The organism is Tautonia rosea, from assembly GCF_012958305.1.
Classification (GTDB): Bacteria; Planctomycetota; Planctomycetia; order Isosphaerales; family Isosphaeraceae; genus Tautonia; species Tautonia rosea.
In genome coordinates this window covers 363,386-387,958 of sequence record NZ_JABBYO010000003.1, presented here as the reverse complement: position 1 = coordinate 387,958, position 24,573 = coordinate 363,386, and the positions used below count along the sequence as shown (strand labels likewise).

The following is a 24,573-nucleotide window of genomic DNA, read 5'->3' as shown; positions in this document are numbered from 1 at the left end:
AGCAGGAGAATCAACACGTCCAGGACACACCGAAGCCTGCCCAGATCAACGCCGAGTTTCCCGATGATCGAACCCGTCGGACTCTGGGACAACGGACTCTCGAAGTGGTCGGGCCGGCACTCCGACAACCGTCTGCCCCGCGGCGACATCCTTGCCCTTCGTCACGACCGCGCCGGCACCGACGGTTGCCTCAGGTCCAATCGTCACCGGAGCCACCAGAACGGCCCCGGAGCCAATGAAGGCCCCCTCCTGGATCTCTGTCCGAGCCTTGGTCTTTCCGTCGAAGTTGGCCGTGATGACCCCGGCACCGATATTGGCCCCAGGCCCAACGATCGTATCGCCGAGATACGCGAGATGCCGGGCTCGTGCCCCAGCCTCGAACGTCGAGCGATTCACCTCGACGAACGCTCCGACCTCCGAACCATCGTGCAAAATCGTACCGTCCCGAAGATGGGCAAACGGACCGATCCGACAATCGCGGCCCACTTGAACCGATCCGGAAATCACGGTGAAGGGAAAGATGGTCGTATCCGGCCCAATCACGGCACGACCGTCAATCAAGGTCGTCCGAGGATCGACGATACTCACCCCGTCGTCCATCAATCGCGATTGAATCCGTCGCTGCATCACCACGTGCGCCTCGGCCAGGTGTTGCCGCGTATTCACCCCCAGTACGTCCTCGGCATCGAGCACGGGCAAGGCGGCCACCGATCGGCCCATCTGGATCAACAGTTCCGGAGCGTCCGTCAGGTAATATTCCCCCTGGGCATTGGTCGTATCGAGCTGATCGAGGGCGTCCCAGAGCGAGGGCAGCTCAAAGACGTAGCAACTGGGGTTGATCTCCTCGATCGCTGCTTCCTCGGGGGTGCAGTCGCGTTGTTCGACGATCCGCAAGAACCGGCCAGCAGAATCACGGAGAATCCGCCCAAACCCGGTTGGATCAGGTAACACCGCGGTTCCCATCAAGCAGTCAAGCCGATCGGCTCGCTGGCGATCGAGTAGGTTGCCGAGCGGTTCGGCCCTCAGCAAGGGTTCATCACCCACCAAGACCAGGGCCGGACCAGAATAGTCTTCGAGTAGGGGGCGGCAGGCCAGGACGGCGTCTCCGGTCCCAAGCTGTCGCTCCTGAACGGCAAAGAAGACGTCGGGCTCGTCGGCCAGGGCGGCCCGCACCTGATCCGCCCCAAAACCCACGACCACGATGACCGATCGTGCCCCGGCCCCCCGAGCGGCCTCGACGACATAGCGGATCATCGGCTGTCCGCAAACCTCGTGCAGCACCTTGGCACGCTCGGATCGCATCCGCTTCCCTTGACCGGCTGCCAGGATGATCGCTACCGGACCTTGCATCGTTCGCCTCAATAACGGTCAGGAGGGTCACTCGCCGATCGACGATCTGAACGCTTGGCCCCACTATCGTCGCGTACTTGCACTCCGAATGATGCTAGCGGCGCCCGCTCAAGGGGTCAAACCGAGTCGACACGGTCGGCAATCGGCCGTGAACCTTGAGCGGCCCGTGGTCGTCCCGTATAGTGACCGCATTCCATCCGTCGGAACTCAAACGCACCCGATTGATTCCTCACGCCCTTGCCCGCGCGGGAGCCTCTCCCATGAACCTCAGCCCCGAGGATGTCGCCAAGGTCGCCCTGCTGGCCCGCCTTCGCCTCGATCCGGACGAACTGGCAACCTATACCGAACAAATCAACGAGATCGTCCACTACGTCGAGCAGCTCCAGCAAGTCGACGTCTCCGGCGTCGAACCGCTGGCCCACGGCGTTGAGGTCCGCAACATGTTCCGGGACGACCGTCGCACTGAATCGCTGCCCCGGGACGAAGCCCTCTGCAACGCCCCGAAGCGGAATCACGAGGCGTTCCTCGTCCCCGCCGTCCTTCAGTAACGGTCCGATCGCCTCGACGTCGACTGACCGCTTCGCCCATCCGCGCGATCGCTTCATCTTTTCTATTGAGACAGGATCACCTTGTTCATGGACCCGCTGGGCGCCACTCTCTCCGGCTTGCTGGACGGCTATCACTCGGGCAACTTCTCGAGTGAGGAAGCCGTGGGAGCCTTGATCCAACGGATCGAGGCCCACAACGGTCGGCTCAACGCCTTGCTCGACTTCGATCCGGACCCTGGCCTGGACCAGGCCCGATCGATCGATGACCGCCGCCGCCGCGGCGAGCCGCTTGGCCCCCTGGCCGGCGTCCCGATCGCGATCAAGGACAACATCTGCCGCCGGGGCGAGCTGACCACCTGCTGCAGCCGGATGCTTGCCTCGTACCGCCCCCCGTTCGATGCCACCGTCATCCAGCGCCTGAGAGCCGCTGATGCCATCCTCCTCGGTCGGCTCAACATGGACGAGTTTGCGATGGGCTCGTCGAATGAGACGAGCGCCTACGGGCCGGCCCGGAACCCCTGGGATCCCGAACGCTCCCCCGGCGGGTCGTCCGGTGGCGCCGCCTCGGCCGTGGCAGCCTCGTTCGCCCCGACCGCGCTGGGGAGCGACACCGGCGGCTCCATCCGCCAACCGGCGAGCCTCTGCGGCGTCGTCGGCCTGAAGCCGACCTACGGACGCGTCAGCAGGTACGGATTGGTCGCCTTCGCCAGCTCGCTTGACCAGATCGGACCGCTCGGCCACGAGGTCGCCGACGTGGCCCGGGTGCTTTCGGTCATTGCCGGATCGGACCCGATGGACGCCACCAGCGTCGACCGCGCCGTGCCCGACTATCTCGCGGCCCTCGAAGCAAAGCCCGATCGCCCACTACGCATCGGCATCGCCCGAGAGTTCTTCGGCGAGGGGCTCGACCCGGAAGTCGAGGCCGCCGTCCGGGAGGCCGCGCGCGTTTTCGAGGCCGAGGGAGCGACCATTTCCGAGATCTCCCTGCCAAACACCGGCCAGGCGATCCCTGCCTATTACATCGTCGCCCCGGCCGAGGCGTCGAGCAACCTCGCCCGCTACGACGGAACCATCTTCGGCCACCGCGCCGAGGACTTCGAGCCGAAGACCGACGCCGAACGCGAATTGCCCGCCCTGATCCGCATGATGATGGCATCCCGAGCCGAGGGGTTCGGCCCCGAGGTCACCCGCCGGATCATGCTCGGCACCTTCGTCCTCTCAGCCGGTTACGCCGACAAGTACTACGTCCAGGCCCTGAAGGTCCGTCGCCTGATCCGCGACGACTTCGACCGCGCCTTCGGCCAGGTCGATGTCATCCTTGGCCCCACCAGCCCGGCTCCCGCCTTCAAGGTTGGCGAGAAGGTCAGCGACCCGCTGGCGATGTACCTGATGGACGTCTATACCACCTCGGCCAATCTGGCCGGGATTCCCGGCATCAGCCTGCCCGGTGGCCTCTCGAAATCCGGCCTCCCCATCGGCATCCAGCTGCAGGCCCCTGCCTTCGCCGAGGAGACCCTCCTCCGAGCCGCCCGGACCTTCGAGCGTGCTACCGACTGGCACACCAAACGGCCGAAGCTGGATTAAGCACCGATGAATGTAGAACACACGACCATGGAATACGATATTATCATCGGCCTGGAAATTCACGTGCAATTGCAGACTGAGAGCAAGATGTTCTCCGGCTGCGGCACCGAATTCGGCCTCCCGCCGAACACGCAGACCGACCCGGTCTCGCTCGGCCTGCCGGGGACCCTTCCGGTCATGAACGGCAAGGCATTCTACCTGGCACTCAAAACGGCCCTCGCCTTCGGGGCGGAAATCGCCCGGTTCACAAAGTGGGACCGAAAGAATTACTATTATCCTGATCTGCCGAAGAATTATCAGATCAGCCAGTATGATCTGCCCTTTAGCACCGGCGGCTCGTTACCGATCCCCGAGCGCAAGGACGGCGGCGGTGGTGGGAGCGTTCGCCTGACCCGCATCCACCTGGAGGAGGACACGGGCAAGATGATCCACGCCGCCGGCGGCATGTCGGAAGTGGACCTCAACCGCGCCGGTGTTCCCCTGCTGGAGATCGTCACCGAACCCGATCTCCGCGACCCGGCCGACGCCCGCGGATGCCTCGAAGAACTCCGGCTCACCCTCCGTTATCTCGGCGTCTCCGACTGCGAGATGCAAGAAGGGAGCCTCCGCTGCGATGCGAACGTGAATCTTCATATTCGTACCGGCGACGGCACCACGATCGCCACGCCGATCGTCGAAATCAAGAACATGAACAGCTTCAGCGCCGTCGAAAAAGCCCTACACTACGAGGTCGAACGCCAGTTCGAAAAGTGGAAGGACGACGGCCTCACCATCAAGGACGCCCACAAGGAAACCCGAGGCTGGAGCGACCCCGACGGCATCACCAAGCCCCAGCGTCAGAAGGAAACCGCTGCTGACTACCGCTATTTCCCCGAACCCGACCTCGTCCCCGTCGAGGTGGACGACGCCTGGATCGCCCGGCTTCGCGAGGAGATCGGCGAGCTTCCGATGGCCCGCCGCTCTCGCTTTGAGTCGGAATATGGTCTCTCAACCTATGACGCCAACGTGCTCGTCGAACAGGGGCAAGACGTTGCAAATTACTTCGACGCCGTTGCCCGCGAGACAGGCGAAGCCAAACTGGCCAGCAACTGGATCCAGCAGGACATTCTCCGATCAATCAAAGAGAAGAAGATCAGTCTGAACGACTTGCACGTCGGCCCCGCAGCCCTCTCCGATCTCATCAATCGAGTCAAGCGCAAAGAACTGAACACCAATCAGGGTCGCGAAGTCCTTTCCAAGATGATCGACACCGGCAATCCGGCCGAATCCATCATCGCCGAAGGCGGGTATGGCCTGATCGGTGATCGAGACGCCCTGGCCACCGTCGTTGCCGAGACGATTGACGCCAACCCGAAGGCCCTCGAAGACCTTGCCGGTGGCAAGAAAAAGCCCGAGGCCGTGAAGGGATGGCTTCGCGGTCAGGTCATGAAGAAAACGCAGGGCAAGGCCGACCCGGAACTGGTCGTCGAACTGCTGGAAGCCCGGCTCGCCGAACTCGGGCACTAAGTCTCGTTTGTGGCGTTTTTGATCGATCCATCCGACCCCTCGGAGCTCGACACCCATGACTCCCCGACGCTCGTTTCTCCGAAACTCCGGCCTCGGTCTTGCCGCCGCGATGACCACCGGCATTCGTCCTGCCCTCGCCACACAGGACGACGCCGAGCCGACCTTCCGCAAGGCGATCAAGATTGGTATGGCCCCTCGGAACCTGCCTCTCGTCGAGCGCTTCAAGCTCATCAAGGCCTGCGGATTTGACGGCGTCGACATGGATAGCCCGAACGACCTGCCACTTGACGAGGTCCTCCGAGCCAAGGAGGAATCGGGCCTGATCATCCACGGCTGCGTCTGCTCGACCCACTGGGCCAGCCCCCTCTCGCACCCCGATCCCGAGGTCCGCGCCAAGACCGTCGTCGGCATGACGACCGCCATCGACGATTGCAAGGCGTATGGCGGCACCACCGTCCTGCTCGTCCCGGCCGTCGTCAATGAGTCGATTGGCTATGCCGATGCCTACGAACGCTCTCAGGCTGAAATTCGTTCCTTGCTGCCCAAGGCCGAGGAAACCGGCATCACCATCGCCTTTGAAAACGTTTGGAACAACTTCTTGTTAAGCCCCCTGGAATTCGCTCGCTACATCGACGAATTCGAGAGCGAACGCATCGGCGCTTATTTCGACATTGGCAACGTCATCCGCTATGGGTGGGCCGAACAGTGGGTCCGCGTTCTGGGTGATCGCATTGTCAAGCTCGACGTCAAGGAATACAGCCGGGACATCATGATGAATGAAGGCCTCGGCAAGGGGTTCAATGTCCCGCTCGGCGAAGGCTCGGTTGATTGGCCCGCCGTGACCGAGGCGCTCCACTCAATCGGCTACCAGGGCTGGGCCACCGCCGAACTTCGCGGTGGCGACGCTGATTATCTCAAGGATGTCGCCGCCCGAATGGATCGCTGTTTCGGCATGGCATGATTTGTCGATCACGGAGTCAGCATGAATCGACGTGATCTGCTCCGGTCGATCACCGCAATCCCACTGGTCCCCGCTCTTCAGGGGGCCAGTGCGTTGCCACGTAATCAAAACATTATCATGACCGTGCTCGGTCCGATCAACCCGACCGAAATGGGAGTGACCCTCCCTCATGAGCATTTGCTGGTCGATTTCGCCGGTGCCGAGGTCGCCTCTCCCGATCGTTACAACGCCGATGACGTGTTCGCCAGGACTCAGCCCTTCCTGAAGCAGGTCCACGACCTCGGCTGCCGCACCCTCTGCGAATGCACCCCGGCCTATCTGGCACGTGATCCAGGGCTTCTGGCAAGGCTTGCCAGGGCGACGGGAATGCACCTGCTCACCAACTCCGGCTATTACAACGCCAACGGGGGGAAACACCTGCCCGAACACGCTCGGCACGAGTCGGCCAGGGAACTGGCCGATCGCTGGACCGCCGAGTGGGAGCATGGGATCGAAGGCACCGGAATCCGTCCTGGATTCTTGAAGATCGGGGTCGATGGAGGTCCGTTACCCGAGATCAGCCGTACGATCGTCCGGGCCGCTGCGATCACTCACCTCCGTACGGGTCTGACCATCGCCGCCCATACCGGTGATGGGCTCGCGGCAATGGAAGAACTCGACGTGATCGAAGCGGAAGGGGTTAACCCCTCGGCATTCATCTGGGTGCACGCCCAGAACGAGCAAGAGACTCACTTCCATACGAAAGCCGCCGAACGGGGTGCCTGGGTTGAGTTCGATGGCATCGGGCCGCAAAGCATCGACAGACATCTCGATCTTGTTCGATCCATGAACGAGGCGGGACACCTCAATCGGGTTCTCCTCTCCCACGACGCCGGCTGGTATCATGTTGGTGAACCAAACGGAGGAACCTTCCGTCTCTTCGACACTCTGTTCACTGAATTTCTCCCTGCGCTCAGACGCGAGGGCATTGCAGAAGACGAGCTTCAACGGTTGATTGTTGAGCATCCGGCCGAGGCCTTCACCGTAAGAGTCCGGATGGTATCGGCCTGATGATCACCCAATCGAACCGAGATTACTCGGCAAGTTCGAGCGCGTTGATGATCAGGTCGCGGACGGAAGTCATCGGCACGGCGTTTGTGTTGGTTGGCTCCGGACCTTGCCCAATCAGGATCGGTCGAGAATCCTCTTGATCAGCCGGTCGGCCGTGGCTCCCCTTAACGAGGGAAGGGTCGAGTGAGATCAGGTCCATCAAGGTCCGGAACCCAAGCTTTTTCTGGACCAACCGGCGCATTGCCTTGAATTTGGGGAAGGTGAGCTTCGGGTCAAAAACCAATTCGCATGGGTCGTAACCGGGCTTGCGATGAATATCGACCGTGCGGGCGTAGTCGGGTGCCTGCGTCCCATCAAGCCAGAAGGGATAGGCGAACCAAGCATCCGGTTCGGAAAGTACAACGATCTCCCCCGACCGAGGATGATCGAGCTCGATCTCGGCCCGGTCGTCGCCAGCATAAACATGATCGACCCCGGGGAGCGCCGCCATCAGCTCGCGAACGCGAGGAATATCATCGGCTCTGCGCACATAAACATGTGCGAGTTGATGGTCGCAAACCGCGAAGGCCCGACTCTGGAACAGCTCGACCTGATCGCCGAAGGGACCCGGACGGACCGAGACCAAGCCCGCCTCCCGGAGCACACGATTGGGAAGGATCGGCCTGGACACATCGCAGTGACCGTACTCGCCGAAGACCCAGACCTGGGCTCCGGCCGCATTCGCCGCATCGAGCAACGGAGCAGCCGCCTCATCCAGTTCACCGACCAGACGGGGCATGTCGCAGCCCGAGGGACCGAACCGTTGAGGGTCGTAGTCAAGGTGGGGAAGATAAACGAGGGTCAGATCCGGGTGTTCCGCGGCCAGAACCTCGGCTGCACATCGGGCAATCCACTGGGTTGCGGGCAAGCCAGCCATCGGTCCCCAGAAGGACGGAAATGGGAACGGGCCGAGTTTCGCCTCAAGGCGAGCCGGCAACTCGGGAGGCGATCCCCAGATGCCAAAGACCTTGCTCCCATCAGCCCCATAGAGCGGCTTGGGAGTGACGCTGATGTCGACATCCGCCCCCTGATTGAACCACCAGAACAGCTTGGCCACGCGGAAGGGCCGACCGTGACTTCTGGCCCGAGATCGAGCGACCTCCTCAAGCAACTCCGCCTGAACGAGGGACCGCGACTGCTGCCAGAAGCGAACCTCTTGCGTCTCTCGGAACAGCCAACCGTTCCCGACGATCCCGTGATGCTGAGGCGAGCGTCCCGAGAGCAAGGTCGCCTGAGCCGTGCAGGTCACCGCGGGTACGGTGTCCTGCACGGGCCGACTCCAACTGCTTCGGGCAAGCGTCGTCAGTCGGGGAGCATGCGGGAAAAGCCTCGGGGTAAGGCCCACCGCACTGATGAGGACAAGCGGAGCGGTCGGAGACTCAGGCACAGCAGGCAAGCTCCGAAGAAGGATCGAGGAGACATCATCAAAATGGATGAGTCTCCTTCAATTTCAAGCGACACGGCCCACCGGCCCGCTCGAAATTCGAGGGACCTGTGGGCCGTGTTCGAGGTTTTCATGGTGAAGGCCGACGCATCACGCAGCGACAGTCGGCGTGATCTCCCGCTTGGCGAGCGAGCGGCGCCAGATGGCTCCGAAGGCCAGTGAGCTGACGACCAGAGCCGACAGCAAGACCGCCCCCTGGTTTCCTCCCTCGGCGAAGCCATAGCTATGAAGGCCGACACCGAGCAGGAAGTTAACACCGTACCAGGCCATCAGGACCGAGTTGAAGCAGAGGACCGCAGCCATCGTCATGCCAAAACTCCCGATCCAGCCGGCGAACCGGCCGTGCAGCGGAATCAGGTAGACGAGCAGCGTGATGAGCGCAGAGACTTCCTTCGGGTCCCAGCCCCAGAAGCGACCCCACGAGTAGTCGGCCCAGACGCCGCCGAGAATCGTGCCCGCAGCCACGAGCAAGACACCCACCTGCAAGGCCCGATAGACGAAGCTGGAGATTGGCTTGACCTGTTCGGCCCGGTCTCGCATGGCCCGCTCGCGGGGGTCGTCTCCGCCGTGGCCGTACATCTCGGCGTTGCGGGCCTTGATGGCGGCAATGCTCGGACGGGTAAGCGTGGCCGTGCCGCCGCCTTCGCTAGAGACGGCCTCAACAGTTGCCTCAGCTGACGTTGTAGTTCCTTCAGCGGCCGAAGCACGTTGATTTCGCAAGGTAAGTCGGGCAATGACCTCGCCAAGAAGACCACTCAGGACCATCACCATCACGGCAATCCCAGCGGCCGCCAGGGCCCAACCGCCGAAGAACAGGATGTCGGCTCCCGAAATCCCAAGGCCCCAGAGCGAGATCATCGACTCCGAAGCCGAGGCCCAGCCATTGTACGACCCATAGATTCCTACCGTTCCGAGTCCCGCCAGCACCGGCACCGCCATCAAGGGACGGGACAGTTCACCCATTCCCACATCGCGACGATAAGGAGCGGTCAGGTAGAACCAGGTTCCGATCAGACCCAGCCCCAGGGCCAGGGCAAACGCGGCATAACTTGAGACGATGGTAATGACGTGGATCGTCAGCCAGTAGTTGCTCCGCAAGATCGGGTTCAGAGCCTCGATGTTCGGATTCAAGACGCTCTGAGCATTCGCTGCGATGATCGTGCAGAGCATCGCCACTCCGGCCGCCGCGGCCGCCGGATAGACTCTCCGGTAAATGGCTTCGAGGACCAGACCGATCACCGCGGCGATGAGCGCAACCCAGATCACCGTCTCGTACAAGTTCGTCACCGGAGCCCAACCCGAGATCAGGATCCGTAACGCAAAGCCGTAAATCTCCAGCCCGATGCCACCCACCAGGCCGAGGAGCCCCAGACCGTACAACGACTTGCGAATGGTGCCAGCCGCTCCACCACTGATCGTACCGATCATCAGGCAGAGCCCGAGCAAGGCAAAGCCAAGGCCATAATACGTCGGAGCCTTGTAGAAGGGTGCAAACGTATTGTAGTGAACCTCACGATCGACCTCGGCGACGGTCGGATAAGTGCTCAGGTCGGCGGCGAGAGCACGGGTGGAGGCCACCACGGCTTCGGCTTGCTCCGCGGCGAGCGACCCTGGCTCATCGGCCTCGGTTTCCTTTGCGGCGAGAATCGCCTCGCGGAAGCGGTTCAGTTCATCGCGGTCGTAGCCGGCCTGGGCCAGTTGGCCGAGGTCACTCTCAAGGATCAGGGCCACTGGGGCCCAGTCGGCATCGGCCATGAGCCATGCCTGAAGTTGTTCATCGGCGTCGTCATCGGTGCCGGGGACTTTACGATCCTCGGCCGGGAGGTCGCCGTAATACTCGGCCAACGTCGAGAGGGCATCCCGTTCAACCGGATTGAAGTCTGCTCCCGGCACGTCAACCAGCACGGCAAGGAACTGGTCAAGCCGGAACTCCTGGCCGCCAGGAGCTTCGAGCGTGATGACCTTCACGTCCCGCATGTCTCGCTTAACACGATCAATCGACGGAAGATTGAGTTCGTCTTTGTTGCCTTCGACAAACGCGTCGTACTTTTCACGAACCAGGCCCAGGAATTCAATGTACTTCGCATTGGCCGGTCGAGGGACAAGACGATCGACATTGACCTCGGCGCCGAGCATCCCCGACCCGTGATCGCCTCGGATCGCCTGGTAGCGGGTCAGTCGGTTGAAGACCTCGCCCACCTTCTTTTCCAGAGTGCTCAGCGTCGGTGGGATATTCGTTTTCGGATCAGGCCGCGACCGCATGGCGATATCAATGTACCACTGATCAAAGCGGACCTGACGACCCTTGATCGGAACGGTCGCCTCTTCCAGCTCGCGAGGAGAGAGGAATTTCTCGTGCCCGTCAATGCGATGGGCCAAGGCCTCCACCGGGTCCTGAAGCGCATCAGGCAGCCCAGCATCGCGGGCAATCGACTTCAGCTCGTCGACCGTGGCGATCCCGTCCGGCCCTTCGGTCGTGGCCTTGCGATCCAGGATGGACTGAACGCGCTGCTTCAGTCCTTCGGAAGTCTCGGGATCGTCAACCACGGCTCGCAGGACGGAATCGATCGAACTGGACAGGAGCATCCGCCGCAACGGAAGGTACTCGGCCAGGATGAACCGCTGATCGTCCCAGAAGTCCGGCGCATTGGACCAGCTGAACAGGGCGGCGACGGGTCCCCACTCGGGTCCGGTCGTTCCGTCAGGGCCGATCGGCTCGAATGATTGCCGACCGGTGACGGCCTTCACCTCTTGCCGGGCGACGGTGTCGAGCGGCTTGCGGCGGCCTTCGTGCATCAGAACCAAGCGCCCAAGCGCCTGATAGGCCGATTCTGCCGGTGCGGTCTGGGGGGAGGAAGATCCCTCGGTCTGACCCCTCGACACGCTCGGGGCGGCCAGCGTCGCGAGGGCCATCGCCAGGCCGATCCAGGTCCTGGCAGGACTGCGGAGCATGCTCATGGGTCCGGTCGCCTTTCTTTGGGGAGTGGGGAGAGCGGGTCCGTCGCCTCGAAGGCGGGCCGGGAGCCGCGATGGTGCGGCATCCCGGATGGGGGGAAAGGTCGGGCGCGGCCGGGGCCTCTCAAGGTCGTTGGTGTTGGCTTATAACAGGTCGTCGTCTTCAGCAGGCTTGGGGGGAGCCTCCCCCGGATCCTGGCCTTTCCTGAGTGCTCGTTCCCGTTCTCGCTTGCCGCCATCAGTGAAGATACCGGCACGCATATAGAACTGAAGGAACGTCCCCAGAACCACCATCAGACAGCCGATGTAAATAATCTGCCAGGTCGGGTCGTATCGCACCTGAAAGATTGAGACGAATTCACCGCTCGAATTGGTCGGCGGATTGAAGCTCGACTGGTAGAACGTGTAACCGCGGTGCGAAAGCGGCTCGTTCATCGAGATCGTCACCAGCTCGCCGTCGATCCCTTGCTCCTGGTCGTAGAGCAAGACATCGCTTTCGTAGTGACTCGGCTGCCGGGTGCCGGGATCGAAGCGGCGGCGGAAGTCGATCAAACGAAGCGAGAAGGGCAATTCGCCGCGGTCCATGTCGTAGGAAACGTTGTACGTAGCCCGGTCGAAGTTGAACGTCTCGACAGCACTCGGGTTTGGCTTCAACGAGGGGGTCGTCGAGAGCAAGACCCAGCGGTCATCACTCTCTCCCCGATGGGTGATCTTCACCCGGGCTGCCGGAACCCCTTGACCCGCCTGCGAAACAGGGAGTTCCCGGTACACGTAGGTAAATCGGGGCATGGCCGAGTCATAGAACTCGTCAACCGCGAGCGAGGCTTGCATCGCTCGGTTTTCTCCGCCGAAGGTCTCGACGTTCTCGCCGAGCTTCAGCTCACCTTTATTCTGAATCCCTTCTGCATTGAGGGCCCGATAGTAGAGCCGATTCTCACCGACGCCGAGCACCTCGATCGACCCCTTCAACCCTTGCATGCCCTCCTCGAACTGTAACGGCTTGTAGTAGCCGATTCGAATCAAGGAAGGAGCCGGCTGATACAGGTTCGGCTGTTCCGTCGCCTCAAAGCTCATCGGAGGAAGGGCGGCCGACGGGATCGGCACGGCCCAGTGAATCACCTCGGGCCCGTCCCCCTTCGAGACAGCGAACTCGGCCAGCGGCATCTGATCGTCCTTCGTGTTCTCGACGATCGCCAGCAGGAAGCTGCCAAGGGTAATTGGCCGCGCGGGTGCGTCTCGACCACTCGGTCTGACATCGAACCTCGCCGATCGGAGTCGGTCGAAAATACTCGTGTCGTTGAGCGAGCCGGAAAGGTTATAGGTCACCTTCAGATCGCTGTTCGGAAGGGTGGCCGTTCGCCCCTTGGCCTCGGTGCCATCGGGGAACACCCAGCTCTCGGTGGCCGGGAAGAACGCGACGGTCTGGGTCCGACCCGTATCGTCCTCGTAGTGCAATCGAGCACTCTCAACGGTGCCGTTTTCGGGTACGTCCAGGAAGTCGTTGGCCGCCTCACGCCCTTCAATCCCTCCCTTGACATGCTGGAAGACCAGGCGGGCCGCCGGGGGGAGCGCCTGGACCGTCCGCTTGAACAGGTCGTTGGCGGCGATCCAGCGGTTCTCGTCGATCACGAACTGATCGGCGAAGGGATCCATCGGGCTGAGCATATTCGGCGGCGTCATTTCCATCCGAGCCTTGATCATTGGCACTCCCCGCGCTGAGGGCTCGGCAATGCGCTGACCGATGGCCGAGGGCAGGAACGACGTGACCTTCAGCTCGAACGGATCATCCGGGCGAGTCAAGACTTCGGATCGTCCCTCCTCCCACTGTCTCGGGCCGGGGAAGAACCGGAAGGCGTACGACTGCCCTTCAATCCGGGACGCTAGCGTTTCCAGATCCTCCCGGTAAGACCCGGGCATGGCCGACATCCGCGCCAAATCACGCAGGGCAGCAGGATTCGGAGCCGGATCGCGACTCAGGCGGGCGATCTGATCTTGCAGGTTGTGAAACCCTTCGTCCTCGGCTCCTTCGCTGTGCTCGTGATCCTTCGAAATTTCCGTAAAGATATCTCGGAGCAAGGACTGGACGCTGCGCTGCGAAGCCTCATCGACCGACTGCACTCGCAGGGTATAGTCGTTGATCCGAACCAGGGCGGTCGAGGAATCTCCCTCGGACATCGCAACCTGACCCTCGTCGCCAGTCCGGAAACTGAACCACGACCCGACCAGCACCACGAGCAGACCCGCATGGGTCACGACGAATCCCGTCTGCCGCTTTTTCCAGGGGAACCGGATGGTGGCTGCGCACAGAATGTTGATCCCGAGCATGGCCAGCAAGAGACCGAACCACCAGGTCCGGTAAAAATACTGCTGAAGCGCGGCGTTGCCGTAGCTTCGCTCGTAGAACATGCCAATCGTCAGGACGATCACCAGCGTGGAAAGGCTGAAAATCGCCAGTTTCAACGAGGCGAGGAAGCGGTAAATCGCATTGAAGGCGCGGAGGATCGGGCCTTCATCGCTGCGATCCGACCCGTCCTTCTTCTGGCCTCGGGGCTTCGGCGATGGGGAGGACGGCTTCTTGGACACGGTTGCCATAGTCTCGTCACCTGGCTCTCGGTGCCTGGCGGGGGGCGCGCGATGGTCGGCAGAACGAGCAAACCAAAGGGGGGAACGCGGGGGCGGGCGAGCACGAACCAATCAAGGGGGGAATCGTGCAGGAAGTTTATCCTCGCCGCACCGGATCGTCGAGCATTCCAGACCCGTGCTCTTTGAGAAGAATACGGATCGAAGGCCTTGAACGTTCGCCAGGCAACAAGGATTGGCGGATCAAAGACTCATTTTACGGAATTCTTCGACGGCCAGCAAATACGATCCGTGGCCTCCCTCCGAATTCTTCCAACATGGATTGAATGAGCGAGTCCCGAGTCCGACTAGGCGAATGAGCCATTCCCGGCAATAATCGGCCCACCCAGGACGCGTTGACGACAGGAGCAGGAGCGTTGAGCGAGTCGGGCGTGACGAACGAAGTCCGGATCGGAATCATCGGCCTCGGCCGCCAATGGACCGAACGCTACCGGTCTGCCCTGGTTCGTCCCGGAGGAAGGGCTCGGGTCGTGGCCGTCTGCGATGCCGTGGCCCACCGCGCCGAGGCCGAGGCCGACCGGATCGGATGCGACGCGGTCGAGGGCTTGACCCTGCTGATCGAACGTCCTGATGTCGAGGTCGTCTTCCTGCTCGATCCTCTGTGGTTTGGCCCCTGGCCGCTCCGGGTCGCGATCGATCGAGGCAAGCCCGTCTTTTCCGCCGCCGGCCACCTCGCAACGCTCGACGAGCTGAGCCGATTGAACCAAACCTCCACCAACCAGCCTCCCCTCGTGATGACCGAGTTGACCGGCCGCTTCGCGCCGGAGATGCTTCGCTTGCGCGAGCTGCTCGCCACCGAACTGGGACCGGCTCGTCGGGTCCTGGTCAAAGGGCTCGTCGACGGATCGAACGCATCCTCAACCGACGTCAATCGCTCGTCTCTTGCCGATGCCGCCATCGGTCTGATCGACCGCTGCCGGGCCCTCGTCCAGGCGAATCCCCGCGACGCGAGACTCGTCCGCCGATCCGATCGACCAGACCGTCGAGTCCGGGTCGTTTCGATCGCCTTTTCCGGGGGGGCAACGGCTCGGCTCAGCCTCGTCTCTGGGACATCCGACTCCGAGGGAGCCACGGAAGGAGTCAGGCTTCGCCTTGAAACCGAGCGCGGGCGGGCCTGGATCGACCGATCAGGACGCTTGCAGTGGTCCCTTGGAAAGGACCTTGTCCGAGAGCCGATCCCTGGCGGGTCGGCGACCTCCCTGTTGATCGACCACGTCTTGCGTCGGGTCCGAGGGGAGCAGTCGCTGGTCCCGGACCTCAATGAGTTACGCGATCTGGAACGATCCAGTCGAGTCTTCGAGTGGTGAGGTGAGGAAGCCACCGTAGGCAGGATGCCCGACGTGATGAGACCACCGTACGACTGTTTGACCGTTCGCAACTGGGCCTGGATCGGGGTCTGCCTGATGGCGGCCGCCCTCGGCCTGGGACTCTTGATTCATGGCCTCGGACAAACCTCGGCCACCTACGACGAGGTCGCATACCTGGAGCTGGCCGCCCATTGGTGGCGCACAGGCGATCTGGAAACGATCGGCCGGATGGGATCGCCGATGACCTTCCTCAGGCTCCAGCAAGCCCCCACCCTCTGGGTGCTCGACCTGATCGGCCGAGGGGACTGGATCGACGACCCGATCACCCATCAGGCTGCCTTGCTGCCGGTCCTCCGACTCGGAGCCCTCTGGATCTGGCTCGCTGCGTTTCTCGTCACCGCGTTCTGGGCCAGACGCGTTTACGGTCCGAACGCCGCCGCAATGGCCGCCCTGATCTTCGCCTTCAGCCCAAATCTGCTCGCCCACGGCGGCCTCATCACCATGGAGCTACCGTTGCTCCTGTTCTGGATCGTGGCAAGCCTGCTCTTCGCGCGATTCCTGGAATCAGGTGATCGTCGCATGTTCCTGGGATCGGCCGTCGCCGCTGGGGTCGCCTTCTCCTGCAAGTTCACCACAATCCTCCTCCCACCAATTCTCGCCCTGGCCTGGGTCACTGATCGCCTATTGTTAGGAGATCGCCGGCCGATCCGTCTGGTGACGAAAGTGGGCGGCGGGATGATGATCTTCGGCATCGTCCTCCTCGCCACCGACCTGATCATCACCGGATTCGCCACCATCAGCCCCTCGGCCCGAGTCGGAGCCTCGCACCCGGCACTCGACGGCCGGTTCGGTCCGAGGGTTGACCCCTGGCTCGTCTGGCTCAGCGAGCGGAAATGGCCGCAAGATTACGTCGCCCTGGGTATCCAGATGCTCCACCAGCGCTCCGGAGGAGTCAGCTACCTGCTTGGGGAACGTCGAATGCAAGGCTGGTGGTATTATTATGTGATTGCCATGAGCGTGAAGGTTCCTCTCGGCTTCTGGTTGCTCGCCGGCGGGCGGATGGCGGCCAGCCTCAGACAGCTTCGCCTCGGCTGGAGAAAACCGACCAGCGACGAGGTGGTCATCGGCGTCACGCTCGTGACCATGCTTGTCCTGACGGCTCTCGGATCGAAGCGGAATTACGGGCTCCGCTATCTCTTGCCCCTGGCTCCGCTGGCCATTGTCTGGGTCTCGAAGCTTGCCGAAAGTGCCCGGCCGTGGCGCAAACTGGCAGCCATCGGCCTGATCGGCCAGGTGGTCGCGGTTGCGAGCATTCACCCGTACGAACTGTCCTACTTCAACATTCTGGGCGGGGGACCGGTCGGCGGCCGTCACATTCTGGCGGACTCGAACCTCGACTGGGGACAAGGGGCTCGCTCGCTCGCCCGGATTCAACACGAGGAGCCGATCTATCACGATCTGACAACGTATTACTTCGGAGATACAGACCCAGCGTATTACGGCGTTATCGGCACCCGGCATATCATCGACGCCGGGGCGATTCAGCCCAACTTGCCCGATCGGTTCGCCCCGAGCACCCGGTTTGTGGCCGTCTCGGCCTCGCTCCAGCATGGCCCGTGGGGACCGGACGATTACTTCCGAGTTCTCGACGAAATCGTCCCCGATCGCCTGACCGACGACGGGACGATCGCCATCTACCGAATCGACGCGATCCGAACCGAGCGGGAGACCTCCGGCTCAGAAGAGGTCGCGACCGCGGGTCAGTCGGTCCTCCAACCCATCGGCAAGCTCGGCGATGTGCTGCACGACACTCGCGGCATCGGTCTCATAGGCCATTTCGGGGGTGAGGTTGCGAATCACAACGTAGTACTCCTCCCCGCGCAGAACCTTGATGGCAAAGTGTCCCTCAACCGTCACGGCGTTGAGCTTCAGCAAGGTCGGGCTGTCTCGATGGTTGGCCGGACCACAGACCGAGACGAGGGCAATCATCGGCCTCCCATCGCGGTCCGACCCGACATAACCGACGTAGACCGCCTGCCGACGATCGGGAGGCATGGGCACAACCAACCGGTAGCCGTGCCCGGCCGGGTGGACCTCATAACCACTCCTTGAGGCGAAGTCTCGGATCACCCGAGAGGTATCCTGATCGGCCGGGTCGGGCACCTCATACGGGCCAAGGGCCTCTTGCGCCGCTTCGGCATCAGGCTCGACCGTCCCCAGCGGAAGACCGCAACTCTCGCAGAAACGGGCTGAGGCGTGATTCTCGGAGGTACACCGTGCGCAGTAGATCGTGGTGAACGACATGGGAGGGCGCTCCGAAAGGCTGCACCCCTTGCTTTGCCAAGGGCGCGGGACCGTCGATCTTCAGAATAGCTCCCCCTGGTCAGCCATCGCCACCCCTCGCTGTCTCGGTCAACGCAGGAATCGATCCGATCGGCAGGCCCAATCGGATCGATCCGAAACCCGCGCACAACGCGGAAACGTCAACTGACGTGATGTTAACGAGAGATCTTCATTGATTGCAGCATCTCTCGGAAGGCAGGGCCGGCCTCCTGAATGGTCTTATCGGGACCGACGAGCTTGAAGAAATAGCCAGTGCGGGCCGTTGGGTAGATCCCGCCGATCAGGCGGAAGTTCGGCTCATCGACCGGCGCCGGGATCTGGGTCTTGTAGCGACCGGCGGCCTCGACCACCGTGATCTCGGCATCACCAGCCTTGATCGTCTCGGTCTCGATGTCGGGATGACCGCCATCCTCGGTGTAAAACTGCTGCTGCCAGCGCTGGACATTCATCTGCACGGTACCGGCACCACCGGGGAAGGCGAAGAGGACAAGCTCACCGGGCTTGTTGTCACCCTCGGCCGGCGGCACGGCAATCTCCAGCAGGCGCATCTGGCTCCGGGGCTGGTTGACCTTCCAGTCGGCAGGAACCTCGAACGACAGGCCCCCGGCCTTGACCGTTTGTGTTTCCTTCGCCTTGGCGTCCTGGGCCTGCAAGGCCGGAACGACAGCGAGCAGCAGTCCCATCGAGGCAATGGTCCCTAGGATCGATCGATTCACGGTGCGGACTCCCTGAGAGCAATCGGTGCGAACAACGGAACGCGGGTCGACCCTGATCGGCCGACCCGTTACCCGAGCCGTATTGTACGCAAAGTGCCATCCCGGAACACACCGTGGCGAGGCGATCTCTATCGACCTAACGAAGCGTCCGGCATGGCCCGCCCGGCAACGATGATCTCCTCTCCTCCACTCAGATGCGGTTCGTGAGCAAGGTGAGTATGTCCCTCGTCGTGGACGTGATAAATGGTTCGGTGCGGGAAGGGAATCGAAATGCCCAACTCGTCAAACGTGTTCTTGAGTCGACGTAGCAGTTCTCGCTTGACCGTCCACTGCTGCAAGGGACGCGTCTTGATGAAGAACTTGATGACCACGGCCGAGTCGGCAAAGGCGTCGACGCCGAGCATGGTCGGGTCTTCCAGAATCAGCATCCGGAACTGAGGGTCCTGCCGCAACTCCTTTCCAACCTGCATGATCACGTCCATCACCCGATCAACGTTCTCCTTGTACGCCACGCCGACCTCGAACAGCGCACGAGACCAGCCGTGCGTCATGTTCGTCACCTTCGTGATCTCGCCGTTGGGGATGAAATGCACGCAGCCTTCCAGATCACGCAAAACCGTCACCCGTAAGGTGATCGCTTCGACCTGACCGGCAATCCCTTGAATCCGAATCACGTCGTTGAGCTTGTACTGATTCTCCAGGAGAATGACGAACCCATAAAAGAAGTCTCGAATCAAATTCTGCGCGCCAAAGGCGATCGCCAGGCCGAGGACGGCCGCACCGCCGAGCAAGGGCCCGACCGGCACGCCAAGTTCCTGGAAGATCATGAGGATGCCGCCGACCACCACCGCAACCGAGGCCGCATTGTCAAAGACCCCGACGAGAGTCGAGATCCGATGCTCCTTCTCGGCCGTTGTACCGCGCTGGCCGCGCTGGCTCATCAAGCTCACGATCCGTCGGCTGATCAGCCGACAGCCCCAACGGAGCATGAGCATACCAAGAACAATTGCAATGATATTCACACCATGACGAAAAAACCAATTAATCACATTTTCAGGAGAAAATGGATTTTCCATTCGCTTCAGGGTTGATTCGGCCTCTGAGAATTGTGAGCGGGCCGATTCGGCTCGCCAGCGGGCGAGCTGAAGTTGCGAGGTAATCTCGCTGCGTTCGGCCTGAAGGCGGATGATTTCGTCGCTATGCTGGCGTGATTCGGCACGGGCCTGGAGAAGCCGTCGCTCGTTCTCTCGGATGCGTCCTTGCAGCTCTCGGAGTTCACCCCCGTCTGCGCCGCCGAACAACTTGTCCTGATAGTCACGGGCCAACTCCGTCCCGCTGGCCTCTACGTTGTCAATCGTACGACGCGAGGTATCGCGCACACGTTCTTCATTGCGAATTTGTTCATCAATGGTGCGAAGCCGCTCGGAGAGGTTGGTAACCTCGGCCTCGGCCTGCTCGAGCAGGGAGGCTGAGTTCTCCGCGGCCTCTCGGGCTTCCTTGAGCTTGGGATCGTCTGGGTTGGGGCCGAAGGTGGGTCGGACGACGAGTTCCGTCCCGGTGGTTCCGGCCATCTTCCCAAGGTCGGGAAGCCCTGGAATCGAAGGCCCTGGCTCTGCCGGTTTGGGCTCTGGCTCCTCGGCGGCAACGGGAGGAGCGGAGGCAGCCGGAGCCGCCGAGGACTCGGGCGTTTCCGGGGTTGCGGCCTCTTTGGGCTCCTCGCCAAGCAATCGCTTCAGCGCCTGATCGCTCTGGCGGAGCTTTGTTTCCAGGGTGGCGATCTGCTCGTTGAAGGTCTTCAGGGCCGTGGCCGCCAGCTCTCGACGTTCGTCGGCCAAGGCTCGGGATCGCTCTAGGGCTTCGAGTTCCTTGGCCAGCGAATCGGTAGGCTGCTCCTGCTGGCGGAGCGCCTCCAGTTGCTCGGTAAGGTCTCGGTGCTTCTGGTCGAGGGTCCGGAACTCGGTATTGGCTCGATCGACCTCGGCCCGGGCGGTCTCGACCTCGGTGCGGAGCATGGCCAGCCGCTTCGTGTCCTCGGCGATGGAGGCGGAAAGCAGGGCAATTTGCTCAGCGGCATTCGACGACGCAGGTAAAACCGGAGCGGGAGTCGGCGTCGGCGGGGGTGCCTCCGTGGCGGCCTGTTCAGCCGGGGGGTTTGATTCGGTTGACTCGGCGTGAATCAGACTCGGCGGGCCGAAGACCCACCAGACCGAGAGGGCCGCCAGGATCAGGACGCGAGTCATACGCCGGGCCTCCTTGCCACGGTCGAGATAAGGATGGGGGTGGGAGAGGTGCCCCCAACATCGGGATTGCCCGCGGCCGATCGACCGTGACGCGACGACGGCCCCGAGTCCCAGGGATCTGAGCAAGCGGCCCAGGTCAATTGTCGAGACTGGGGCCGCGTGCCCATCATCGGGTTCCGACGGATTGCGTCAACGTCAACCGAGGGTGACGACGACCCGGGCCAGCTCGTGGGGGGTCAGGTCAAGCTGGACGGCGTCTCCCTGGACGGACAGCTCGACGATCCGCTCGTCGTGGAAGTCGGTCTGACGGGCGGAGACGGGCTCGCGGAACAGACGGAGCTTGCAGCGGACCGACCGGCCCCCGGTTTCGAGCAGGTGGAAGGCCAGGCCGCGCCCCTCGCCACCGTCGAGGATGACAGGCTCAACCCGGGTCACGGCCACCGACTTGGCGTCGAGGTGGAAGAACCAGCCGGCCGGGCCGGATCGAGGCGGGCCGCCGGTCGTTGGCACGAGTGCCGGGGGAGAGAGCAGGTCGAGGGCCGCCTGGAAGGGGTGCTCCAGGTCCAGGGCGATGCCCAGTTTGAAGGTCCGCTCCGACTCCCGACCGGCAAGGAGCAGGGTGTCGAGCATCCGCTGGCCGTGACGCTGGTGGTGGGCCAGGCCGCCGAAGAGGAGGGCCGTATGCTGGCGGCGAGCGGTGATGTCGAGGACCTCGGCCGTCTCGGGACGATCGGCAGTGGTGGACTGGAGCCCAAGCAAGGAGGAGCGCCGGAGGGTCGCGTTGGCGTCGGGCCAGGCCCATCGGCAGGCGAGATACCTGGACCAGGCGGGGCCGTTGGCGATCGAGGCGAGCCAGGCGTCGTCGAGGTCGGACAGCTCGATCTCCAGCTCCAGGACCGGCCGACCGCTCCAGAGGCGGAAGCGCTGGCGGAAGGAGGCGAGCGGCTGGTCCTCGATCGGGTGAAGGATCTGGCCGGTCGAGACCGCCTGGACGAGGGCCGGGCCGCCGTACTCGACCTCGACCGACGAGGCCTTCATTCGGCTATGACGCATCTGTCCTTTCTTATCGGTTTGGCTGATGCCGGCGATGATAAGCTGCTGGCCGAGGCGGGGCTCGTCGTCGTTGGCTCCCATCAGGGAGCGGAGCCCGCCGGTCGCCTCGTCGATTTCCAGGCGGAGCATCTCGTTGCGGAGGACCCGGCCTCGGGCGTGGACCGTCTCGGAGACCCCCGCAGGCTGGGCCGAACCGCTGGAATTGCGAGGGATCCAGGCGTAGCCAAAGCCGGCCAGGGTAACGACCGCCTCGGTTCCCTTGGCTGTGAACTGGGAGGCCCGGACGGGGCCTTCGCTGGGCGGAGGGTTGGGCGTGTCGGGCAGGACGACCGAGACGCGGCGGGGGATCGAGAGGGGGTTGAGAATCAGGGCCCCCCCTTGCTCCGAGCCTTCCGAGCCGTTCCCGGAGGGGTCGGCAGACGGGGGGACGACGCGGCGGGCGGCCTCGGCGGACCACTGGGATTCGAGGGCGGCGATGGCGGACTCGGCCTCGTCGAGCTGGCCGGTTTCGAGCAGGCGTTCGGCCTCGGCGACGGCGGAGGCCCCGGCCGGGAGCGGCCCCTGCTCGTCGGGCAAGGGGGCGCCGACGAAGTCGAGCGAGGCGGCCAACGCGCGGAGGCTTTCGACCAGATCGAGCCGAGCACGGAGCCGTAAGTGTTTGGCACGACGGCTGATCGGGCTCGGATCGCCTCGGGAGACGGCCTGTTCCAGGTAGGGGGTGACGTACTGATCGAGCTTCGGGCGAAGGACCTCGTACGGGCGATCGGTCAGGTGGAAGTAGTCGCCGATGGTCGCCCAGCGGGCGAGGACCGGGGAATACGTCGCTGATCGCCGGAGGTCGCGGAACCAGTCGGCCACCTGATTCGGCCAGTGGACAAGGCCGAGCGTGGCGACGTGGTCGTCTCGCATCGAGCGGGCCATGTCCCAGGCGAGGGTCAGGGCGGTGGCGTTGCGGTCGGCGGCGAGCGGAGGTCGGGTGAGGGATTCGAGGTTGGCCCCTTCGGGAGATTCCCAGAGCCGTTTCGACTCTCGGGAGACGGGGAAGGTGCCGTCGTCGAAGGCAAGATGCAGGGCGTAGCGGAAGCCGAAGCGCTTGGCGATCTGAGGGCGCATCGGGTAGAGGGCGAAGCGGCGGCCGGCGAGGGTCTCGACGGTGCGGTCGTCGAGGTGCGTGCGGTAGGTCGAGGCCCCTTCGCGGAACTGCCAGAGGATGGTTTCGACCGGCCGGAGCCCCTCGCCCGTCTCGGCGAAGGGACCGCCGACGACGTCGGCCCAACCCTCGTCGATGGCCGAGCGGAGGCGGGCGACGTCGTCCGGGTTCTTCTCGGCGATCGCGGCGACGGCCTGAGCCGGAGCGAGGATCGTGAACGGGGTGCGGGCCTCCAGGGGGTCGGTCAGGGCGTCGGCGGGGGACGCCACATCGAGCAGGTGCAGATCGACCACGAAGGAATCGACCGGGTAGAAGCGTTCGCGGGACTCGGTGAGCAGCTCGAAGGCGGCCCGCAGGCGGTTGACGGCGCCGGTGGTGTCGCCCGATTGCCAGCTCTTGGCCGCGCCGATGGCTTCTCGGGAGAGGCTGGCGGCGTCGAGGCAATCGACGTGCTCCATGCCGATGGTCAGGTCGCGGACCCACCAGCGGGCGGAGCCGAGGGCGTAGAAGTCGGGGACGGTCGGATCGTCGGTCGGGCCGAGGTCGGCGCCGGGTTCGAGGGCTTCGAGGATCAATCGGGCGAGGCCGTCGCGGTCGGACTCCCCCGCCTCGATGGCGAGGACCGGCACGCCGATCTCGGACGCCTGCTCGCGGTAGCCGTAATTGACGTAGGCAACACCCTTTCCGGCGATGAGGCGGACCTCGCCAGGGGAGGGATTGCCGGGGGCCTCGGCATCTTCGATGATCGGAATCTCGTCGACTCGGGCGAGGATGCTCGGGTGCCAGGCGGCGGAGACGGCCGACCAGACGATCAGGGCCTCGGCCTCGTCGATTGAGTCTTCGGGACGCCGGCCGCTGTCGGCGATCAGGACCACGACGCGACGCTTCGGACCGGTCGGTTCGGGCTCGGGCTCGGGGGGGAGAGCAGGCGCGACCTCCGCCTGGTCGTCGGGCGGGAGATCCGGGGCCGGGGTCTCGCCGTCGAGGGCTGGGGCAACCGAATCGACGGTCGGCCCGTCCTCGGGGTCGCCGGGGGGGGTGGTTGGGGTGGTCGGGTTCGGGTTGGGGTCGTCCGGGGAGTGCTCGGGGTCGGTCGCCATCGCGGGATCGCCTTGCTCGGTCGGAACGGGACGCGGTGCGGGTGCGGAGGCCGGCTCGCCGGGCGAGCGGTTCGAATGCCGCATCATACCAGACCGATCGGCCCCGATGCGCCAGGGGTGCGCCCCTCGGTGCGCGGTTTAGTGCGCAGGCGGTGCGCTCGGGTGCGCCCGGGAATGTGCGAAGGAAGCCGATCAGGAGAAACGAGTTGCGACGATCGGGCGTGGTTCGTTTCGGGAATGGAGGAGAGAGGAACGGAGCCACGGATGGAACACAGATGAAACACGGATGGGAAGGGCGCGAGGAAGCGGGCGAGAATGGGTGGTGCGCCTGCGGTGCGCCGAAGGGTGCGCGGCCGGTGCGCCAGGAGGCGCCAGGAGGAAAGGAAAGGAAGTGTTTTAAGGGAAAGGAGTTCGGAACATCGGACGCGGTTCGTTTCGGGAATGGAGGAGTGGGGAGAGACGCCACGGATGAATCGCGGTGGGAACAGGGATGGGAACGGATGGCGGAGTCGTCGAAGGCCAGGCGGTGCGCGATCGGTGCGCCGAGGGGTGCGCGGTCGGTGCGCTCTGTTGCACCGAGGGAGCAT

General features: G+C 63.5%; 14 protein-coding genes. 7 read left to right on the top strand and 7 right to left on the bottom strand.

Annotated elements, in window-relative coordinates; translation table 11 throughout:
- Positions 1–45 precede the first annotated feature (45 nt).
- On the bottom strand, positions 46–1,350 hold the full coding sequence (locus HG800_RS06910; RefSeq protein WP_169975158.1) for a bifunctional UDP-N-acetylglucosamine diphosphorylase/glucosamine-1-phosphate N-acetyltransferase GlmU: 1,305 nt from the start codon (positions 1,348–1,350) through the stop codon (positions 46–48).
- 260 nt (positions 1,351–1,610) lie between these two features.
- Between HG800_RS06910 and gatC the strand changes: the two genes are divergently transcribed.
- The 5 genes from gatC (at position 1,611) to HG800_RS06885 (ending at position 6,999) form a co-directional block, all read left to right on the top strand.
- Complete coding sequence (gene gatC, locus HG800_RS06905) at positions 1,611–1,898, top strand: Asp-tRNA(Asn)/Glu-tRNA(Gln) amidotransferase subunit GatC (RefSeq protein WP_169975156.1); 288 nt, start codon at positions 1,611–1,613, stop codon at positions 1,896–1,898.
- Positions 1,899–1,985: 87 nt separating this feature from the next.
- A complete protein-coding gene (gatA, locus tag HG800_RS06900) occupies positions 1,986–3,482 on the top strand; it encodes an Asp-tRNA(Asn)/Glu-tRNA(Gln) amidotransferase subunit GatA (protein WP_169975154.1) in 1,497 nt (498 codons plus the stop codon).
- A gap of 6 nt (positions 3,483–3,488) precedes the next feature.
- Positions 3,489–4,988, top strand: coding sequence for an Asp-tRNA(Asn)/Glu-tRNA(Gln) amidotransferase subunit GatB (gene gatB, locus HG800_RS06895; RefSeq protein ID WP_235963373.1), 1,500 nt, complete (start codon positions 3,489–3,491; stop codon positions 4,986–4,988).
- 55 nt (positions 4,989–5,043) lie between these two features.
- The gene (locus tag HG800_RS06890) at positions 5,044–5,949 is read left to right on the top strand and encodes a sugar phosphate isomerase/epimerase family protein (protein ID WP_169975152.1); all 906 of its coding nucleotides are present in this window, start codon (positions 5,044–5,046) and stop codon (positions 5,947–5,949) included.
- A gap of 21 nt (positions 5,950–5,970) precedes the next feature.
- Positions 5,971–6,999 carry a phosphotriesterase family protein gene (locus HG800_RS06885; RefSeq protein ID WP_169975150.1) on the top strand — a complete coding sequence of 343 codons (1,029 nt, stop codon included), beginning with the start codon at positions 5,971–5,973 and terminating at the stop codon, positions 6,997–6,999.
- A 22-nt stretch (positions 7,000–7,021) separates the two neighbouring features.
- Here the strand turns inward: HG800_RS06885 and HG800_RS06880 are convergent, their stop codons facing one another.
- From HG800_RS06880 to HG800_RS06870, 3 genes are all read right to left on the bottom strand, one after another.
- Positions 7,022–8,425, bottom strand: a complete 1,404-nt coding sequence (locus tag HG800_RS06880; RefSeq protein WP_169975148.1) for an alkaline phosphatase family protein — start codon at positions 8,423–8,425, stop codon at positions 7,022–7,024.
- Between the two features lie 147 nt (positions 8,426–8,572).
- The gene (locus tag HG800_RS28165) at positions 8,573–11,440 is read right to left on the bottom strand and encodes a cytochrome c biogenesis protein (RefSeq protein WP_169975146.1); all 2,868 of its coding nucleotides are present in this window, start codon (positions 11,438–11,440) and stop codon (positions 8,573–8,575) included.
- Positions 11,441–11,581: 141 nt separating this feature from the next.
- Positions 11,582–14,029, bottom strand: coding sequence for a cytochrome c biogenesis protein ResB (locus tag HG800_RS06870; RefSeq protein WP_169975144.1), 2,448 nt, complete (start codon positions 14,027–14,029; stop codon positions 11,582–11,584).
- A 404-nt stretch (positions 14,030–14,433) separates the two neighbouring features.
- Between HG800_RS06870 and HG800_RS06865 the strand changes: the two genes are divergently transcribed.
- Complete coding sequence (locus HG800_RS06865; protein WP_169975142.1) at positions 14,434–15,384, top strand: Gfo/Idh/MocA family protein; 951 nt, start codon at positions 14,434–14,436, stop codon at positions 15,382–15,384.
- A 36-nt stretch (positions 15,385–15,420) separates the two neighbouring features.
- Positions 15,421–17,496 carry an ArnT family glycosyltransferase gene (locus HG800_RS06860; protein WP_169975140.1) on the top strand — a complete coding sequence of 692 codons (2,076 nt, stop codon included), beginning with the start codon at positions 15,421–15,423 and terminating at the stop codon, positions 17,494–17,496.
- Positions 17,497–17,882: 386 nt separating this feature from the next.
- Here HG800_RS06860 and HG800_RS06855 read toward each other — a convergent pair whose 3' ends face one another.
- The 3 genes from HG800_RS06855 to HG800_RS06845 all read right to left on the bottom strand — a co-directional run bounded on the left by HG800_RS06855 (position 17,883) and on the right by HG800_RS06845 (position 23,986).
- A complete protein-coding gene (locus tag HG800_RS06855; RefSeq protein WP_169975138.1) occupies positions 17,883–18,443 on the bottom strand; it encodes a hypothetical protein in 561 nt (186 codons plus the stop codon).
- Positions 18,444–18,571: 128 nt separating this feature from the next.
- Positions 18,572–20,683 (bottom strand): mechanosensitive ion channel domain-containing protein, encoded by a 2,112-nt coding sequence (locus HG800_RS06850; protein ID WP_169975136.1) that lies wholly within the window; start codon positions 20,681–20,683, stop codon positions 18,572–18,574.
- 195 nt (positions 20,684–20,878) lie between these two features.
- A complete protein-coding gene (locus HG800_RS06845) occupies positions 20,879–23,986 on the bottom strand; it encodes a glycosyl hydrolase family 38 (protein WP_169975134.1) in 3,108 nt (1,035 codons plus the stop codon).
- Between the last annotated feature and the right edge of the window lie 587 nt (positions 23,987–24,573).

What these genes read in the sequence shown, in the direction of transcription:
- HG800_RS06910 (WP_169975158.1), bottom strand. Translation starts at nt 1,350, where the DNA reads ATGCAAGGTCCGGTAGCGATCATCCTGGCAGCCGGTCAAGGGAAGCGG.
- gatC (WP_169975156.1), top strand. Translation starts at nt 1,611, where the DNA reads ATGAACCTCAGCCCCGAGGATGTCGCCAAGGTCGCCCTGCTGGCCCGC.
- gatA (WP_169975154.1), top strand. Translation starts at nt 1,986, where the DNA reads ATGGACCCGCTGGGCGCCACTCTCTCCGGCTTGCTGGACGGCTATCAC.
- gatB (WP_235963373.1), top strand. Translation starts at nt 3,489, where the DNA reads ATGAATGTAGAACACACGACCATGGAATACGATATTATCATCGGCCTG.
- HG800_RS06890 (WP_169975152.1), top strand. Translation starts at nt 5,044, where the DNA reads ATGACTCCCCGACGCTCGTTTCTCCGAAACTCCGGCCTCGGTCTTGCC.
- HG800_RS06885 (WP_169975150.1), top strand. Translation starts at nt 5,971, where the DNA reads ATGAATCGACGTGATCTGCTCCGGTCGATCACCGCAATCCCACTGGTC.
- HG800_RS28165 (WP_169975146.1), bottom strand. Translation starts at nt 11,440, where the DNA reads ATGAGCATGCTCCGCAGTCCTGCCAGGACCTGGATCGGCCTGGCGATG.
- HG800_RS06870 (WP_169975144.1), bottom strand. Translation starts at nt 14,029, where the DNA reads ATGGCAACCGTGTCCAAGAAGCCGTCCTCCCCATCGCCGAAGCCCCGA.
- HG800_RS06860 (WP_169975140.1), top strand. Translation starts at nt 15,421, where the DNA reads ATGAGACCACCGTACGACTGTTTGACCGTTCGCAACTGGGCCTGGATC.
- HG800_RS06850 (WP_169975136.1), bottom strand. Translation starts at nt 20,683, where the DNA reads ATGACTCGCGTCCTGATCCTGGCGGCCCTCTCGGTCTGGTGGGTCTTC.
- HG800_RS06845 (WP_169975134.1), bottom strand. Translation starts at nt 23,986, where the DNA reads ATGGCGACCGACCCCGAGCACTCCCCGGACGACCCCAACCCGAACCCG.